At 42.2% G+C, this 16,911-nt stretch carries 13 protein-coding genes; 8 read left to right on the top strand and 5 right to left on the bottom strand.

Going from position 1 to position 16,911, the window contains the following annotated elements:
* Nucleotides 1–57 precede the first annotated feature (57 nt).
* The 5 genes from HMPREF1505_RS05315 (at nt 58) to HMPREF1505_RS05335 (ending at nt 5,846) form a co-directional block, all read left to right on the top strand.
* Complete coding sequence (locus tag HMPREF1505_RS05315) at nt 58–1,032, top strand: polyprenyl synthetase family protein (RefSeq protein ID WP_036923554.1); 975 nt, start codon at nt 58–60, stop codon at nt 1,030–1,032.
* 195 nt (nt 1,033–1,227) lie between these two features.
* Entirely contained in the window at nt 1,228–2,043 is an 816-nt protein-coding gene (locus HMPREF1505_RS05320) for a TatD family hydrolase (RefSeq protein ID WP_036923557.1), read from the top strand.
* 219 nt (nt 2,044–2,262) lie between these two features.
* Nucleotides 2,263–2,955: a (d)CMP kinase gene (cmk, locus tag HMPREF1505_RS05325; protein WP_036923559.1), complete on the top strand. Its 693-nt coding sequence runs from the start codon at nt 2,263–2,265 to the stop codon at nt 2,953–2,955.
* 733 nt (nt 2,956–3,688) lie between these two features.
* Nucleotides 3,689–4,396, top strand: coding sequence for a glycoside hydrolase family 25 protein (locus tag HMPREF1505_RS05330; protein WP_036923561.1), 708 nt, complete (start codon nt 3,689–3,691; stop codon nt 4,394–4,396).
* Between the two features lie 64 nt (nt 4,397–4,460).
* A complete protein-coding gene (locus HMPREF1505_RS05335) occupies nt 4,461–5,846 on the top strand; it encodes a zinc ribbon domain-containing protein (protein ID WP_036923563.1) in 1,386 nt (461 codons plus the stop codon).
* 462 nt (nt 5,847–6,308) lie between these two features.
* Here HMPREF1505_RS05335 and HMPREF1505_RS05340 read toward each other — a convergent pair whose 3' ends face one another.
* From HMPREF1505_RS05340 to HMPREF1505_RS05360, 5 genes are all read right to left on the bottom strand, one after another.
* A complete protein-coding gene (locus tag HMPREF1505_RS05340; protein ID WP_004359358.1) occupies nt 6,309–6,692 on the bottom strand; it encodes a hypothetical protein in 384 nt (127 codons plus the stop codon).
* A 41-nt stretch (nt 6,693–6,733) separates the two neighbouring features.
* Complete coding sequence (locus tag HMPREF1505_RS05345; protein ID WP_036923566.1) at nt 6,734–7,216, bottom strand: hypothetical protein; 483 nt, start codon at nt 7,214–7,216, stop codon at nt 6,734–6,736.
* 414 nt (nt 7,217–7,630) lie between these two features.
* Complete coding sequence (locus tag HMPREF1505_RS05350) at nt 7,631–8,146, bottom strand: MarR family winged helix-turn-helix transcriptional regulator (RefSeq protein ID WP_036923568.1); 516 nt, start codon at nt 8,144–8,146, stop codon at nt 7,631–7,633.
* A 253-nt stretch (nt 8,147–8,399) separates the two neighbouring features.
* Nucleotides 8,400–8,864 (bottom strand): MaoC family dehydratase, encoded by a 465-nt coding sequence (locus HMPREF1505_RS05355; protein WP_004359353.1) that lies wholly within the window; start codon nt 8,862–8,864, stop codon nt 8,400–8,402.
* Nucleotides 8,865–9,030: 166 nt separating this feature from the next.
* The gene (locus HMPREF1505_RS05360) at nt 9,031–10,380 is read right to left on the bottom strand and encodes a lipoprotein 17-related variable surface protein (protein WP_036923570.1); all 1,350 of its coding nucleotides are present in this window, start codon (nt 10,378–10,380) and stop codon (nt 9,031–9,033) included.
* Between the two features lie 333 nt (nt 10,381–10,713).
* On the opposite strand from HMPREF1505_RS05360, the gene HMPREF1505_RS05365 reads away from it, so the two are divergent.
* The 3 genes from HMPREF1505_RS05365 (at nt 10,714) to HMPREF1505_RS05375 (ending at nt 16,690) form a co-directional block, all read left to right on the top strand.
* Complete coding sequence (locus HMPREF1505_RS05365; RefSeq protein ID WP_036923571.1) at nt 10,714–11,274, top strand: hypothetical protein; 561 nt, start codon at nt 10,714–10,716, stop codon at nt 11,272–11,274.
* Between the two features lie 615 nt (nt 11,275–11,889).
* Nucleotides 11,890–14,919 (top strand): SusC/RagA family TonB-linked outer membrane protein, encoded by a 3,030-nt coding sequence (locus HMPREF1505_RS05370; RefSeq protein ID WP_036923573.1) that lies wholly within the window; start codon nt 11,890–11,892, stop codon nt 14,917–14,919.
* A gap of 16 nt (nt 14,920–14,935) precedes the next feature.
* Nucleotides 14,936–16,690: a RagB/SusD family nutrient uptake outer membrane protein gene (locus HMPREF1505_RS05375; RefSeq protein WP_036923575.1), complete on the top strand. Its 1,755-nt coding sequence runs from the start codon at nt 14,936–14,938 to the stop codon at nt 16,688–16,690.
* Nucleotides 16,691–16,911: the final 221 nt, after the last annotated feature.

The raw sequence follows: 16,911 nt of genomic DNA on the forward strand, positions 1-16,911 counted from the left end.
ACCCGCCCAAAAGCCTTCAACGCTTATTTTGAAAACAACTTTTAACTCCAATTCTATATGTACACTGCTAATGAAATTCTGAGTAAAGTAAACGAGTATATAAATAACCTTACTTATGACCGCAAGCCACAAAGCTTGTACGAACCGATAAAATACGTCCTCTCATTGGGAGGGAAGCGCATCCGTCCTACGCTGATGCTGCTTTCTTACAATCTTTTTAAGGACGACCCGGAGACGATTCTCTCACCGGCTTGCGCCCTTGAGACCTATCACAACTATACACTCTTGCACGATGATTTGATGGATGATGCTCCGCTTCGCCGCGGACAGCAGACTGTTCATGTGCGTTGGGATGCTAATACGGCTATCTTATCGGGCGACTCAATGCTCGTTTTAGCTTTCGAAAGAATGGCACAGTGCGACAGCCGACACCTCAGTGAGGTGCTTCGTCTCTTCACCGTTACGGCACTTGAGATTGGTGAGGGTCAGCAGTACGACATGGAGTTTGAGAATCGTAATGACGTAAAGGAGGAAGAATACATCGAGATGATTCGTCTTAAGACCAGTGTTCTGTTGGCTTGTGCGATGAAGATTGGTGCTATCCTTGCTGATGCTCCTGCTGAAGATGTGGAGAATCTCTACAAGTTTGGCGAGCAGATTGGTCTTGCTTTCCAGCTACAAGACGATTATCTTGACGTTTATGGCGACCCAAAGGTATTTGGTAAGAAGATAGGTGGCGATATTATTTGCAATAAGAAGACCTACATGCTCATCAATGCTTTCAACAAGGCGAATGCTCGTCAGCGTAAGGAGTTGGAGAAGTGGATTGGTTGTGAGAACTTCAATCACGAGGAGAAGGTTGCCGCTGTCACAGAGTTGTATAACAGTATCGGCGTTGACAAGTTAGCTATTGAGCGCATCAACTATTATTTTGATGAAGCAAACAAATATATTGCGGCAGTAAACCTTCCTAATGAACGCAAGGCAGAACTGTTAGCGTATGCACAGAGGATGCTACATAGGAAGTGGTGAAGCCTCCCCCGACCCCTCCGAAAGGAGGGGAGCCCAAATAGGAAAGGCTGGGGAGACTTAGGCGATGTGTATCTCTTAGAATAACTTTCTTAGGAACACATCATTAACACTCAATATTTATCACCCAACACCCACCACTCCAACAATTCATCAACACCCAACATTTAACACCCAACACCCAACACTCACCACCCAATGATAATAGACACCCACGCCCATTTAGATGTAGAAGACTTTGCTGACGACCTCCCAGAGGTTATCAGTCGTGCCCACGAGGCAGGTGTAGGAAAGATTTTCCTACCAGCTATCGACCTCAAATCAGTGGACACTGTATTGGCTGTTTGCCGACAGTTTCCTGACACCTGCTATCCAATGATTGGACTGCAGCCAGAGGAGGTGCGCGATGATTGGCGTGAAGTGTTGGACGCTATGCACGAACGAATCCTACTCTCGCTTCGCCAGAAGGCAGAAGGAACAGCCAAACAGGGTGAGACAGTGATTGCGATTGGTGAGGTAGGACTTGATTTCTATTGGACACGTGAATACGAGAAACAGCAGCTTGCAGCCTTTGAGGAGGCTGTGAAATGGAGCGTTGAGACACGTCTTCCGCTGATGATTCACTGCCGTAAGGCACAAAACGAGATGCTACATATCATGCGCCCCTACGAAAAAGAACTGCCGGGTGGTGTCTTCCACTGCTTTACCGGTAATCAGAAGGAGGCAGAGGAGTTCCTTCGTTTCGACCGTTTCGTGCTTGGAGTGGGTGGTGTATCAACCTTTAAGAGCAGTCATCTGCGCGAAGATCTCCCTGCAGCAGTACCCCTTGACCGCATCGTTCTTGAGACCGACAGCCCCTACATGGCTCCAGTCCCTCATCGTGGTAAGCGTAACGAGAGTGCTTTCATCGTTGAAGTGATGCGCACCCTTGCCCTTAGTTATGGCGTTGATGAAGCCGAATTTGCCCACCAAACCAATGAGAATGTGTGTAGGGTATTCGGTGTTGGGTGTTAGGTGATGGGTGTTAGGTGATAGGTGTTGATGATTTGTTAAGTTATGGGTGATAATGAATTAACAAACTATGGGTAGAGTATTTGGTGTTGAATGATGGGTGATAATGAATTGACAAGCTGTGTGTAGCAATAAACATATCAAGCAATGGTAATCATAATTATGAATTATGAATTGTGAATTATGAATTAAGTAGATGTGAATTATGAATTAACAAAGTATATGAAGAAAATAACTATCGCCATCGACGGCCTTTCATCATGTGGAAAGAGCACAATGGCAAAAGACCTTGCCAAGGAGATTGGCTATATCTATGTAGACACGGGTGCTATGTATCGCTCCGTTACACTCTATGCGCTACGTCATAACCTCTTCAACGCAGACGGAACCATCCGTGAAGAGGAGTTGCAGGCGCAGATGAAGGATATCAACATCAGTTTCCAACTCAATAAGGAGACGGGGCGTCCAGACACTTACCTCAATGGTGAGAATGTTGAGAACGAAATCCGTACGATGGAGGTGTCATCTCATGTTAGCCCTATCGCCACACTCGCCTTTGTGCGTAAGGCACTTGTCGAACAGCAGCAGCGCATGGGAGCAGAGAAAGGAATCGTTATGGACGGTCGCGACATCGGTACGGTGGTATTCCCGAATGCCGAACTTAAAATCTTCGTTACCGCTTCAGCAGAGGTACGTGCGCAACGTCGTTACGATGAGTTGAAGGCGAAGGGAATGGAAGCAGACTTTGCCGACATCCTTAAGAATGTGCAAGAGCGTGACTATATCGACTCTCATCGTGAGACATCACCGCTTCGCAAGGCTGATGATGCCCTCGAACTCGACAACAGTCAGCTCACAATTGCCGAGCAAAAGCAGTGGCTTTACGACCAGTATCTGAAGGCTGCAGAAGCATAATAAGCTAACAAAAGGCTTATCTTTTCAGGTCCTTTCGTTAAATGTGCGTACGTTTATCATACCACTTTAACGAAAGGACCTGTTTTTTTTGCTATCCCAAGCTATCCTAAACACTACCAACAAACGATCTCACCCCACCCTTTCACACTAAAAACTACTCTATCTTAACACCGCAAAAAACAACAATAAAGACTTGAAAAAAACCTTACATAATTTCATTGAAAACAACTCCTAAAAAGACAAAAAACACCTAAGAAAACCACGCTTACAACCATCAGTAAATCAAATAGTTATAAAGAAGTAAAACAAAAGGTGCTTAATTGGACTTCAAAAGGGCGTTAGTAAGAGGCTTAAAGGGCATCTTTTGCAAGCCTAAAGGGCGTCTTTAAGAAGCTAAAAGAGCATGTATTGCGTTCGAGCCGGTAGAAAATAATTGACAAAAACCATTACAAGAAAACTATCAGATTGTATTGAACGACAGGAAACACTGAATGAAAGCATAGTAACAAACTACTTTTCCCACAGTTTCGTCTGGCTATTTCCCCCTTTCATAAGCCGATTTTGAATTAATCATCATGCCCTATAAATTTATAAATCTTACACCTCTTTTCACTCTACGCACTGACATTAAGACACAATAAATCTAAGATTTATGAATTAAGAAATACTAAAATCAACAGAATTATACTTTGTTCAGACTGCTATCTCAACTTAAAATGTTATCTTTGCATCTATGAAGTTAAAAAAGATAATAATGCTCATCGCCTGCATATTCTCTTTTGCAGGTCTAAAGGCACAATATACTATCCAATGCGAAGACACCTGCAGCCATGTTCATGGGCTTGACATGAGCCATTACCAAGGCGATGTATGGTGGGAAACAGTAGCTGAAAACAGCAATCATAAACTCAATTACGTTTACTTAAAAGCCACTGAAGGCGGTTCACGTATTGACCAACGCTATCTTGAGAATATCGAGGCAGCACAACGCTATGGTATGAATGTCGGTTCTTACCACTTCTATCGCCCTGCTATCCCACAAGAGGAGCAGTTGCGCAACTTCCGCATGCAGTGTCGTCCACAAGACCAAGACCTCATCCCAATGGTAGATATTGAGACTACTGGCGGACTGAGTACGGAGGCTTTACGCGATAGTTTACAGAGGTTCCTCGTACTTATGACACAGGAATATGGTGTTAAACCATTGGTTTACACATATACAAACTTCTATAACAGGTATCTCAGCGGTGCACTCGACGGCTATAAACTTTTCATTGCACAGTATAACGGACGCGAGCCAGAGCTGAACGATGGAAGAGACATCTTTGCTTGGCAGTACACTGGCAAGGGACGTATCAACGGCGTGAGAGGATATGTTGATAAGTCTCGACTGATGGGTAACCACAGTATGCGTGAGTTGCGATTCCGACGAAAGCGTTAGCTTCAACACCAAGAGAAAAGGAAATAGATAATTATCCACACTACTATAATCTTACGTTAGATAAATGATCATCAAATGCCCTGAATGTGGCCATCAAGTGAGCGACAAGGCTCCCGTATGCCCAAGCTGCGGTGTAGAGATTGCCAGACATATCATTAAATGTTCTCATTGCGGTGAATTATACCTCAAAGAGGAATCATCATGTCCAAACTGTCATCATACGGAACACCATATTGATAGTTCTGTTACGGCTACAGAGCATCACACAAGCGAGGCTACAAACGATAGTAAGGTGCAAGAGCCTGTTGTTCTCATGTCAGTTGACAAGGGGGAAGCAACAGGAAACGATGATGTTATCATCCCAGTAGAGGAAACGGAAGAACACGAAACGGATAATTACAACGATAAGACACAAGAAACGATTAACGAGCCAAACACGGAGGAAGAGGCTGTCGACGCCGACTTCATCATGGATGATAATGCTGACGAGGAGGTGATTGCTAATGCCGAGGCTATAGCTGAGGACGATGAGGAAAGCACTCCGGATAAGAATAATCATCTGTCATTGGCTGTCTCACTGCTCATCGCTGCTATCACTGCAGCCGTATTGCTCTTCCTTTATAACCAAGGGGTGGGAGCAAGCAAAGCTAACAATGAACAGGAGGCTTTCGCACAAGCAATGAGTAGTAGCGAGCCAACCGTACTAAAGAATTATCTCAAGGAGAATCCATCTGCTTCTAAGGCACATCGTGATAGTATATCAGTCCGTCTAAAGGTGCTGACAACTACCACTCAGAACATGCAACAGTCTGATAATGACCTTTCTGTGGCATTGACCAGCAACTCAAAGGAAGTGTTGCAGCAGTTTATTGCTAAGTATCCAGACTCAAAACATCGTGGTGAGTTGGAAGCAAAGATTGACGAGATAGACTGGGCAGGAGCTGTAGCTAAAAACAACGAGAATGCTTATCTTGGCTATAAGGCGCAGCATCCGAATGGTATTCATAGTAAGGAAGCCGATGAGAAGTTGAAGAATATTCTGACACCAGAGAAGGCTGAGGAGTCAGCTGTTGCAAAGGTAACGGATGGTGAGAGAGCAAAAGCGGTTGCTGCGGTGCGCCAACTCTTACAAGGTATCAACAGTAAAAGCACGGATAAGATTTCTGGTGCTGTTGCGCCATCATTAAACTTCCTTGGTTCAGGTGGTGCTACGGTGAAGGATATTCGCCGTTATATGACCGACCGACTTTATCAAGCTGATGTCAAGACAATTAACTGGCACCTTGGTTCGCCTACTGAAGTAACCAAAAAGAGTAATGAAGCGGGTGCAGATATTCGCCTAAAGATACCAGCTACATTGGATATCGATCGCAAGGGTGGTAAGTCAAAACGTAGTTATGTTATCTCTGCGACAATCAAGAACGGCAGAATAACCCATATTAATTGGTAATAGGTTTACCCTTTTAAGGTAAATAAGATTAGCACTTAAACAAGTTTTGTTTTATTGTCGAACGAACTAATTGTCTTTATATTAGCGTTGTAGCGAATTAGTTCAAGATAGAAAGACTGACAAAATACCGACAATAAAACAAAACTATCCAAAAACAAGATGCTTTACATTGGGGTTAATGGCTGGTAAAATAAAACTTGCTGTCACTCCTGTCAGCTATTTTAGGCTCATAAGTACCAACATTTCATTCATTTATGCGAAATGTTAAAAGTGACAGCAACTTATTTTTAAAAATACCAAGTACATATAACTTGATATTCTATGTGAGATGTTATATAGCCTTTTTACAAACCATCAACACCCGCCCGAAGATTGGGACAAAACGAGAATACGATGTTATATAGCCCTTTTTACAAACCATCAACACCCAACATTTAACACCCAACACCTATATCATCCACATTAATTCTCAATCTGGTCAATCGTAGGCTTTTTAATCTCAGGCACAGGAGCCTTTACAACTGGTTCAGTCTGACCTTCTGGAACATTAGGAACGATAACAGGGTTCTCTGGATCTGCTGTCTCTTCCGACTCAGAAGATTCTTTCTTTGGAGCTTCTGTCTTCTTCTCCTCCTTCACCTCTTCATCTTTCTCCTCTTCCTTTGTCAATACAGGAATCTTCGGACCATTATCAATACCGATAACTTCACCCGACATATCCACTTCGTACTTACGAGGAGGAGCCATCTCACGTGTTTCCATAAGAACAGCAAGTACTATAGCACCCACCACAAGCACAATAGCACAGATGGATACGGGTACCTTATAGGTTGGTTTCTTCTTCATTATCTTCGTTTTCTATCCTTTTATCTTATTGTCTTTTTCGCTTACTCGGTAATCTGCACACAGTAAGGAAGTGGCTGCTGGAGGGTCAGAAAGCTAATTGTTGGCTGATTATCCTTCGTACAAATCAGCGTGGTCTTGTCTCCCTTCACAGCATTACCCATGTCATATCCCATCGCTTTCACCTGTGCCTGCAAGCCCGCAAAGGCAGTACGGTTAAAGACATAGATATAAACCGTCTTGCCATTTTGTGCCAAGAGTACCATACTGGAGTTACCACGTCCCATGGCAGTTGGTAAGAAGTCACTGGTTAGGTTCATATTCTTCACCCAGTTATAGTCCTTTCCAAACTCGTCCGATGAGACTCCTTTATAGCTGTAGCCTTGCTTTTCAAGCACCTGTTTACCCACTTGTAGTGTCTTTGCTTGAAAGATTTTAATAGCATCAGCCATCGAAACAATATCTTTTTGCGCACGTGCTCCCATAGTAAAGAGAAGCACTGTCAATAATAGTAGTATTTTCTTCATTCTTCTTCTTTCATTTATTCCGTGTCTTCAGCTGCCTTTATCATTTTAAAACAATGATATAATGACACGTTACAAAATTATGAAAAATATGGAGAATGAGCAAGAAAAGGGGAAAATTTACTTTAAACTTTGAACCATTTACTTTGAACTTTGAGGTTTGAACTTTGAACTTTATGATATGTACAAACCTCTATCTCACTTTTACCGACTACGAATTTCGCGAATGTTTTTCATCCTTTGAACTATTAACTTTGATATTTGAGGTTTAAACTTTGAGCGTTATTAAGTAATCATAATTATGAATTTTGAATTATGAATTTTGAATTATGAATTATGAATTAACAAAGGTGTACCCTAATAGTCATCCTATTATTGGTACACCTTCATTACTTTATGTGATAAAGTTTATTGAAATTACTTTCTTTTTCTTTTAGAAGCTAAGCGCTCTTCACGCATCTTAGCCATTGCCTCTTCCTTCTCTTTAGAACGTTGTCCCGAAAGACGAGCAATAAGACGATCAAGATCAGCAGCTATTTCCTTGAACTGAACAATCTCTTCTTCGCTCTCAAACAACTTTCCTACCATGCACGATGGGATATCCTTCGCCTTCTCTTGCAATTGCTGTCCATGCTCAGTAAGCGAAACATAGGTTTCTCTTCCATCCTTTTCACCCTTGACACGGTTAACCAATCCAAGTTGAGCCATACGCTGAACAAGTGGAGTCATTGTGTTTGAGTCAAGATAAAGTCGGTGTGCAAGTTCCATCACCTTTTGATTGTCTTCTTCCCAAAGAGCCATTAGTACAAGATATTGAGGATAGGTAATACCTAAATCCTCAAGCAATGGATAATAAGTTTGAGTAACAAGGCGGCTTGCTGTGTACAATCTGAAGCAGAGTTGGTTCTGCAGTTTTAGTTGGTCGTATACCATTCTTTTTTCCTTAAATGTTTTGATAACTTTAAACTCCTGAAGTAAACTTTAATCTATATTGTTACCTGAAAATAATCTGTTCGTACTGCAAAGGTACAACAATTTATATTTATCGTTAATGATATAAGCCGATTTTTAACATTAATTGTATAGCTAAAGTCGTACTTTGATAACATAAAACAACAATAAGCGGACATAAACAATACAAATCGTTTATGCCCGCTTATGCGTATTTATAAGAGTTTATCTCTACTTATTCAAAGTAATAAAGGAAGGTTGCAACACCCTCAAGTGCTGGCTTGCGCTCACCCTCAATCTCAATCTGGAACTTGATACCAGCCTTGCAGATACCACGGATATTCTCAATACTATCGAGCGTGGCAACAAGACGAATGCGTGAGTTCACGAGGACTGGACGACCAAAGCGCATCTTATCCATACCGTAGTTGACCATCATCTTAAGGTTGTTCACCTCAATAATCTCCTGCCACATGTGTGGGAGCAGTGAAAGTGTAAGATAGCCATGTGCGATAGTACTCTTGAACTGGCTTTCTACAGCTGCACGCTCTGTGTCAACATGAATCCACTGATGGTCGAGGGTAGCATCAGCAAAGAGGTTAATTCTCTCTTGGTCAACGAGTAACCACTCGCTCTCACCAAGCTTCTCACCCAGTCGGGCAGCAAGCTCATCGTAATTGTTTACTGTTAATTTTGCCATAGTTTTTGTTTCATGTAATTTCTACATTACTGCGCATGATAGTCTTTCTTTATCCTCCCTACCCTCCTTATATATTATAAGGTATGAAAGGATATACTATCTTTTGTCGTACAAAAATACAAAAAACATTTCAATTGCCCAAATCGACTTATGCTGCTGAGCCTCTTTATGGTGCCAATAGATGCACATGCAAGGTTTTTTCCTTACCCGCTACAGACACCTCATTGACATAAACAAGCTTATACTTGATATCAAGAAAGTTGCCAGTTTTCTGCGCGCTTATCACCTCGATACGTGGATCTAAGAGATAGATATCCAAATATTTCGCTAAGCCACTACCAGGAATCCATGCGGTAAGGTTAGAATTTCCATTATCACCTTGCACCTCATTTGCATACAAGTCAATGTTCTCGCCATCCCGCATTAATGACATCTGAACTTTCTTAAACCATACTCGTGGGTCAAATGCCTTCACTGCTGCAGAATAGTCACCATCAGCCTTACTTCTGAAATACTTACCAAAGAACTTTCCTACGTCTGTACTGTTGGCAATAAGAAGTTCTTTATCAAGCGCAGAAAATGGTTTAAAACCTGTAAGTTCCACATTGAAATTAGCCAACTCTGTGTCGTGACCATCCTTAGCAACAAGTTGGATAGAGAGAGTCATCGAGTTTGAACCATCGTTTTTCTGCTTACCTGTAGGATAAGTCACAAACTTATCTCTATCATAATTAAGTAAAGAGGTATGAAGTAAATCTGTATGCTCATACACGCCACGCATATATAACTTGCTAACCTCCTCTGTATTGACGCTGATTTGGTTGCGATAATACTCGTTCTTATTCATCTCAACACCGACCGAACTATTCTTTCTACCCTTATAAGTAATCGTAAACGCTACCTGACCAGACGTACTGCTACCAACGTAACGCACATCGCTAACCGTTGTATTTGCCCAATCAGCTGGTGTAAAGGTGTAATGCTTGCTACCACCAACGCTTGAAGAAGACAGATTAATAAACTTCTGTAAATACGCTGCAGTGAACTTACTATTATCCTTCAGACGAAAAAGTGTATCGAAATCAAAGTCTTTCAGATAGTTAACGTCTGTTTTCCATGCTGCAACAGCACGTGATACCATCTCATAATCATTCGGTTTCTGTGCAAAACCAACATATTCAACGTCCTTCGTAAAGGTTTTACCACCGCTATTACCTGTTACCCTCAACGTAAAAGTACCCTTCTCTTCATCGCTATTCAGTACATCTACAGCCGTAACATTCAACGCCTTACCATTGACAGTTCTATTTCCTAAACTTGCCTTTGCCGTTTCCAATGCTTGATAAACATTCTGTTGCTTATCAAGATTGAGGAACTTCACAATATCGTCATTCGTTACTTCTGCCGCTTTTTGCTCAGTAGATGGGTTTGGTTGTACTGGATCCGACGAACTTCCGTCACCTCCACAAGCGGCACAGAGTAATACTATAGATACCGCAAGAATTATTTTTTTCATTGTTTTATCCTGTTTTTTTTATAATTATTGAACTTTACTCCTTCGCTTCTTGCCATTCTAACAAAGCGGTGTAAAGCTATTGAATCCTTGCAACTCACAATGATTCAGATGCAAAGATACTTAAAAAACTCAAAGAATCAGTATCGACATAAGACTTTATCATTAATCCATAGACAAAACATCTCACACATCATCCAATGAAAATACCAGTCGAATAATCTGAATTATAACACTCTGACAAGAACACCGTTCGAATAATTCTAAATGATAAATTCTGAATTAACATAGTTTTCTGCTCACATTTCAACATTTTTTTATAATTTTGCCACCATCATGAGATATACTGTCAAATGCAATAACTGCGGTCGCGACTTTGTAGCTGAGACTGAGCAATATGGGACAATGAAATATCGTTGCCCTTATTGTGGTAATGTGTTGAACTGTAGGTTTGATGCCCCTAAGTCTTTCCGCACACGTGCTCGTTCCGTTATTCCATTGGCTGATGCCTCACCTATTGAGGTAAAGAAAGCCAAGGATCTTCCTACAGTCTCAACCCATCTCGTTAGTTCGCCTTCAAAAGAGAAGCTTGCTGAGATGAGAAGTAAGCTGATGGAGGCTTCTCAACGTGCCCTTCACGTATCTAAGCAAGCCGGTGAGACCTTGAAGAATGCGACAGAAAGTACCAGTGAGTTTGTAAATAAATCGTCTTCTTGGCTTCGTCGTTTTCAAGAGAAATACACTGATGGCGACCTTTGGATATTCTTTGGCTTCAGTTTTATCTTCCTCCTTTCGGTCTTTGTAGGACTTTTCGTTTGTGCAGAGGTAGTGAAACTCTTATCAGAGGGACACTCATGGCTGTTTAAAAACTATATTGAAATAAGAAATTCTTTCTAATATTTGCTTTTCTTATACCCTCTTATCTTCTGTTTTTGAGTAATAAAGACTTAGAAATATCCTTACATTTTGAACACGCTTTTAGCCTTTTTTTTTTAGCTAAAAAAGGGCTTAAAGGCAAGCTATTATAACCAACAGATAATCAAATAGTTATAAAGTCGTATTCTAAAAGGTGCTTTCTAAGGGTTCAAAAGGGCGTTAGTTAGCGTCTTAAAGGGCATCTTTAGCAAGCCTAAAGGGCGTCTTTTCAAAGCCAATTAAGCATCTATTGATTTTTGATTAGTGACTTTTTTATTACAACTAATCAAATACTATCATTCTTTCCCTTGCTTTCTTGCCTACTTATCAATGTGTTTTTTCGCGTTTGTTTTCGAAAGCAACCTACCCTTTCCGTACTGCTTTTTATATAAGGTAAACACTGCAAAACATGCACTAATATGTGTCCAAGATACAAGTTGGAAATAAAAACGCACGTAATATTATGTTAAAGAAGATAAAACATGCTTGAATTAAAAAAAATACTATAATTTTGCACATATCTAAGCTATCGACAACCTAAGTGCCATATCTAATGTCACAAGACCTAAACAAAATATAAATAAAAACCTTTTAAGCATGAAAGCTATGAGAAAATCTAACCTTGGAAGGTCGCTGCTACTGGTAGTGCCCCTTGTGTGTTGTCCTTATACTGCACATAAGGCATACGCCACCCAGACAGTAACCATACAGGCGCAGGCCTCTGTTATCAAAGGAAAAGTTATCGATTCACGTACAGGCGAACCGGTCATAAGTGCCAGTGTCACCGTAAGTGGTACGAAGAAAATCGCTCTTACCAACATTGATGGTGAGTTCTCTATCGACGCAAAGGCTGGTGAAGAGCTGGTGATTACGTCCTTAGGCTATGAGAAAACGACGGTGCGAGCTGAAAACAACATGACCGTAAGCATGGTTTCTTCATCTACGATGCTTAGCGAAACAGTGGTTGTGGGCTATAGCACGCAGAAACGAAACAGCCTGACGGGTTCGTTGCAGAGTATTGATAATAAAGAACTTACTAACATTACGACAGCTAATGTCACCAATATGTTGACGGGTAAAGTACCTGGAATGAACGTTATGCCGGGTTCTGGTAAGCCAGGTTCGTTCGGTGCCATCATCGTTCGTGGTAAGTCAACTATCAACGGTAGTACTGCTCCGCTGTGGGTTATTGATGGAGTAATCGTCGGTAAAGACCCAGGTGACATCAATCCTAACGACATCGAGACACTCACCGTACTCAAAGATGCAGCCTCAACAGCTATCTATGGTTCGCAGGGTGCCAATGGTGTTATCGTTGTAACAACCAAAGGAGCAAAGTCTGGTAAGACTTCTATTACCTTCTCTGCCAAGATGGGCGTTTCAACTCTGAACAATGGTAAAGTGAAGATGATGGATGGAGCCGAGCTATACGATTATTATAAGTCGTTTACTAATGCTGCTGAGATTGCTTTCCCACGCTGGAATGATAAGCTCCGTGATAGTAATTTCGACTGGTGGAAGTTGGCTACACACACTGGAAACGTTCAGAATTACGACCTTACTATTAACAGTGGTGGTGAGAAGTTGAGTGCTGTCTTCACAGGTGGTGTCTATAAAGAGGATGGTGCTGTGCGTGGATATGACTTCACACGATACAACACGATGATGAAGCTGAACTTCAAACCTTATTCTTGGATTGCTATCCGTCCATCCTTTAATGGTAGCAAGGGGGTGATTGACGACCGTCAGCGCTCTACCTATTCTATGTATTCTATGCTGCCATGGGATAGCCCTTACGATGAAACCGGCAAGATTGTTGGCAATAGATCATCATCATGGGTGAATAGCAACTCTACCAATTACCTTTACGAATTGCAGTATAACTGGAGCAAGTACGATTCTTATGCCTTTAATGGCAACTTCGACTTTGACATCTATCTCACTGATTGGCTGACGTTCTCATCTGTGAATAGCTATCGTTGGAGTACCCACCTTGATAAGAGTTACTCTGATCCTCGTACATCAGGAGCAGAGGGTAAGGGTCGTGTGAGCGAAAGCACGAGTACGAACACACGTCGTTATACCAACCAATTGCTGAAAGCTACTCGCAGTTTTGGTGATTATCACGGCTTCTTAATGCTTGGTTATGAGTTTAATGATGGTGAATATCGCTATCATAGTAGTGACGGAACTGGTTTAGTACCGGGCTTTGCTCAACTTGATATTACCTCAACTCCTGAGGCTGTGGGAGGTAATAAATACGAGTGGGCAGTGCAGTCTTTCTTCGCAAACCTCAATGCTGATTATGCCAATAAGTACTTGCTTCAACTCTCACTGAGAACTGATGGTGCAAGTAACTTTGGTTCTGATGCTGCTTATGGTACGTTCTTCTCAGTCAGTGGTGGTTGGGTTGCTACGGCTGAGAAGTGGTTTAAGGTACCTTGTATTGACTATTTGAAGGTGCGTGCATCGTTTGGTTCAGTAGGAAGTCGCCCTAACAGCCTCTATCCTCAATACGGACTTTACAGCTTACGTGCAAGCTATAACGAGGTTCCTGGTGCTGTAATCGCTCAGCTTGCCAATAAGAAACTTACTTGGGAGAAGAGCTATACCACTGGTGTAGGTATCGACTTGAATATGTTTAAACGTCTGCGTATGACCTTCGACTTCTATAGCAAACGTACAAGCAACCTACTCTTTGCAGTGCCTATATCTGGTGTTATCGGTGTGACAAGCATCTGGCAGAACATTGGTGAACTTACCAACACTGGTTTTGAGACTACTCTTTCGGCTGATATCATCAAGAGTAAGGACCTCACTTGGACAGTTGATGCCAACCTTTCTACCAACTCAAACAAGATTAAGAAGTTGTATAGTGGTAGAGACCAGATTATCGAAGGTGATGGTATTGCTGGTTCAACCAACACGTTGTTACGTCCGGGTCTGAGCGCAGATACATATTATTTGCGTGAATGGGCAGGTGTTGACCCAGAGAATGGTGCACCACAATGGTACACAACGGATGCGAATGGCAATCGTGTTATTACCCACAACTATGCCAAGGCAGACCAAGTTGCACTCGACAAGCGTGCCACTCCAAGTGTATTCGGTAGCTTCTCTACCACACTTACCTATAAGAACTTCGACTTCAACGCTGTCTTCGGCTACTCAATGGGGGCTTACATCTATAACTACTCACGACAGGAGTATGACTCAGATGGTGCTTATACCGATCGTAACCAGTTCAGCTTGCAGAAAGGTTGGAAGAGATGGGCACAGAAGGGAGACGTTGCAACACACCCAGTTGCTGCCTATAACAACCCATCTAACTCTAACAAGGCGTCAACTCGCTACTTAGAAAGCTCTGACTTCTTGAAGCTTCGCTCAATTACTTTGGGTTACAACTTCAGTCTTAAGAGTGATATCGTGAAGGCATTACGCGTTTATATCAGTGGTGAAAACCTCTTCTGCATCACCAATTATTCTGGTGTAGACCCAGAATTGCCTGCTGCTGATGGTGGTCGCAATGCTTCTGGCGAACGCTCAACAGCCCTTTCAATCTCAACAGGCGCTGGTGTTTATCCTTCTGTTCGTAAGTTTATGCTCGGCGTTAACGTCACATTCTAAATAAAGAATCTGCCCTATGAAAAAAGTATATGTGCTGCTCTTAGCAGCTATTGCAATGGTATCGTGTAGCGTAGAGCGTCATCCTGAATACATGATGGATGATGATACCATGACTAAAAACATTGATGAGAGTTTTCCATCGCTACTGAATGGATGCTATGGTTTCCTAAAAACGTGGTCGGACCCTATGTATCGCTGTGGCGAATATGCAGGAGATAACATCATGATTCGTGGTACTTCTACCGATGCTTTCTATGAGTTTATCTCTTATTCGCGCACTCCTAATAACTACCGATTGCAGAACTTCTGGGATTATAGCTATAAAGTGGTTGCGCAGGCATCTAATATTATCAAGGATATTCCTGAAGGTAAGAGTACGATTACCGATACACAGTTGGGAGAATGCTACTATCTGCGTGGCATGATTTACTTCTATCTCTGTCGTGCATACGGTAGACCATACGCGCAAAACCCTGATACAAATCTCGGTATGCCTATCGTTAACGGTACACCTGACGACCCTGTACACGCTATGTTGCCTAATCGTTCTACTGTAAAAGAAACCTACGAACAGGCAATTAAGGACTTGGAGAAGGCGGCTTCGCTGATGACAGAAGACCTGCACAGCGAAGAACGTTGTATCTTTGCTTCTAAAGAGGCTGCTTGGGCTATGCTGAGTAGAATCTATCTCTATATGAGTGGAACTTACGAAACGCCTAATACTGCCTACGCTCAGAAGAGTGTTGAGTACGCAACAAAGGTAATCGACTCTGGTAAGTTTAGTCTGTTGAGCCGTAAGGACTATGGCGTTAGTAACACGCTTGAGCCAGAAAACAACCCTGAAAACATCTTCGTGGTGAAAAGAGTAGACTCTGAGTTCCCTGGTTGGGACTATTATTACACCATCGGCGGTATGTATTCAAATATCGGCGGTATGGGTTGGGGCGAAATGTATGCGTCTGGCAAATACCTTGATTTGCTGAACGAGACTGGACAGAACGACTGGTTTAATAAGAAGTACACCGATATTCGTGCGCAATTCATTGAGCCACAGTATGTAAAAGACAAGACAGACAAGTATGTTCCTGTCTTCCGCTTCATCAAGAATGTCTATGATGCCAAGGGTAATCAGGTGAATTTCAACTACGTACAGTTGCGTTATACTCGTCAGCCAGACAACAGTTTGACTTGTGATACCACTGGAACGGGACACACTACTCCACTTGTTCTCACACCAATCGACCCTGCACAGCGTCTTTACTCTATTAACTATCAGGGACATACCTATCGTGGTGTGCTTGATTATCAGATGAAACTCAACCGCGTTTATCCTATGTTCTATGTGGTGAAGTGCTCTCGTCAGGGTGGCAAGGAGAATCAGTTGTATTCGCCTATCATCTCTCGTCTTGACGAAATGTATCTCAATCGTGCTGAAGCAAATGTGAAATTGGGTAATATCACTAATGCGATGGCTGACGTGAACACAATCCGTGAGCGTGCGATCGTGGGTGGAAGCTATACGAGTGCTCAGTTTACTGCTGCCACAGCAAAGACGTTGGTGGATAAAGAACGTCAGTTAGAGTTGGCGTTTGAGGCAGAGCGCAGCTACGATGTGTTCCGCAATGGCGACACCCTTACACGTCGTTTCCCAGGTCCTCATCAGCCAATGGTTGACATTCCAGCAACTGATTATCGTGTGATTTACTTCATACCACAGTCAGCTATCAATGCCTATAAGGGTAATCTGGAACAAAATCCAAGTAGTAACTAACACATTTTAGAGACTGACAATTGATGTGTAGCGTGGCTGAAAAGTGTTTTCTCAGCCCATACACATCCTGTTGTCCTCTCTTTTCATCAGCCTAATAATAGGGAGGGCTATATCGTTAGCCTTCAACAAAACTCTTGTAACGTTATATTTAAAACCCCAATCGGTTATTAGAGCCTAAACATATTTTGTTTTATTATCGAGTAGATTGTTTGGCTTTGGAA

This window comes from Prevotella sp. ICM33 (assembly GCF_000517825.1).
GTDB classification, from domain to species: domain Bacteria; phylum Bacteroidota; class Bacteroidia; order Bacteroidales; family Bacteroidaceae; genus Prevotella; species Prevotella melaninogenica.

What these genes read in the sequence shown, in the direction of transcription:
- HMPREF1505_RS05365 (WP_036923571.1), top strand. Translation starts at nt 10,714, where the DNA reads ATGAGATATACTGTCAAATGCAATAACTGCGGTCGCGACTTTGTAGCT.
- HMPREF1505_RS05375 (WP_036923575.1), top strand. Translation starts at nt 14,936, where the DNA reads ATGAAAAAAGTATATGTGCTGCTCTTAGCAGCTATTGCAATGGTATCG.
- HMPREF1505_RS05345 (WP_036923566.1), bottom strand. Translation starts at nt 7,216, where the DNA reads ATGAAGAAAATACTACTATTATTGACAGTGCTTCTCTTTACTATGGGA.
- HMPREF1505_RS05315 (WP_036923554.1), top strand. Translation starts at nt 58, where the DNA reads ATGTACACTGCTAATGAAATTCTGAGTAAAGTAAACGAGTATATAAAT.
- HMPREF1505_RS05360 (WP_036923570.1), bottom strand. Translation starts at nt 10,380, where the DNA reads ATGAAAAAAATAATTCTTGCGGTATCTATAGTATTACTCTGTGCCGCT.
- cmk (WP_036923559.1), top strand. Translation starts at nt 2,263, where the DNA reads ATGAAGAAAATAACTATCGCCATCGACGGCCTTTCATCATGTGGAAAG.
- HMPREF1505_RS05340 (WP_004359358.1), bottom strand. Translation starts at nt 6,692, where the DNA reads ATGAAGAAGAAACCAACCTATAAGGTACCCGTATCCATCTGTGCTATT.
- HMPREF1505_RS05320 (WP_036923557.1), top strand. Translation starts at nt 1,228, where the DNA reads ATGATAATAGACACCCACGCCCATTTAGATGTAGAAGACTTTGCTGAC.
- HMPREF1505_RS05355 (WP_004359353.1), bottom strand. Translation starts at nt 8,864, where the DNA reads ATGGCAAAATTAACAGTAAACAATTACGATGAGCTTGCTGCCCGACTG.
- HMPREF1505_RS05350 (WP_036923568.1), bottom strand. Translation starts at nt 8,146, where the DNA reads ATGGTATACGACCAACTAAAACTGCAGAACCAACTCTGCTTCAGATTG.
- HMPREF1505_RS05330 (WP_036923561.1), top strand. Translation starts at nt 3,689, where the DNA reads ATGAAGTTAAAAAAGATAATAATGCTCATCGCCTGCATATTCTCTTTT.
- HMPREF1505_RS05370 (WP_036923573.1), top strand. Translation starts at nt 11,890, where the DNA reads ATGAAAGCTATGAGAAAATCTAACCTTGGAAGGTCGCTGCTACTGGTA.
- HMPREF1505_RS05335 (WP_036923563.1), top strand. Translation starts at nt 4,461, where the DNA reads ATGATCATCAAATGCCCTGAATGTGGCCATCAAGTGAGCGACAAGGCT.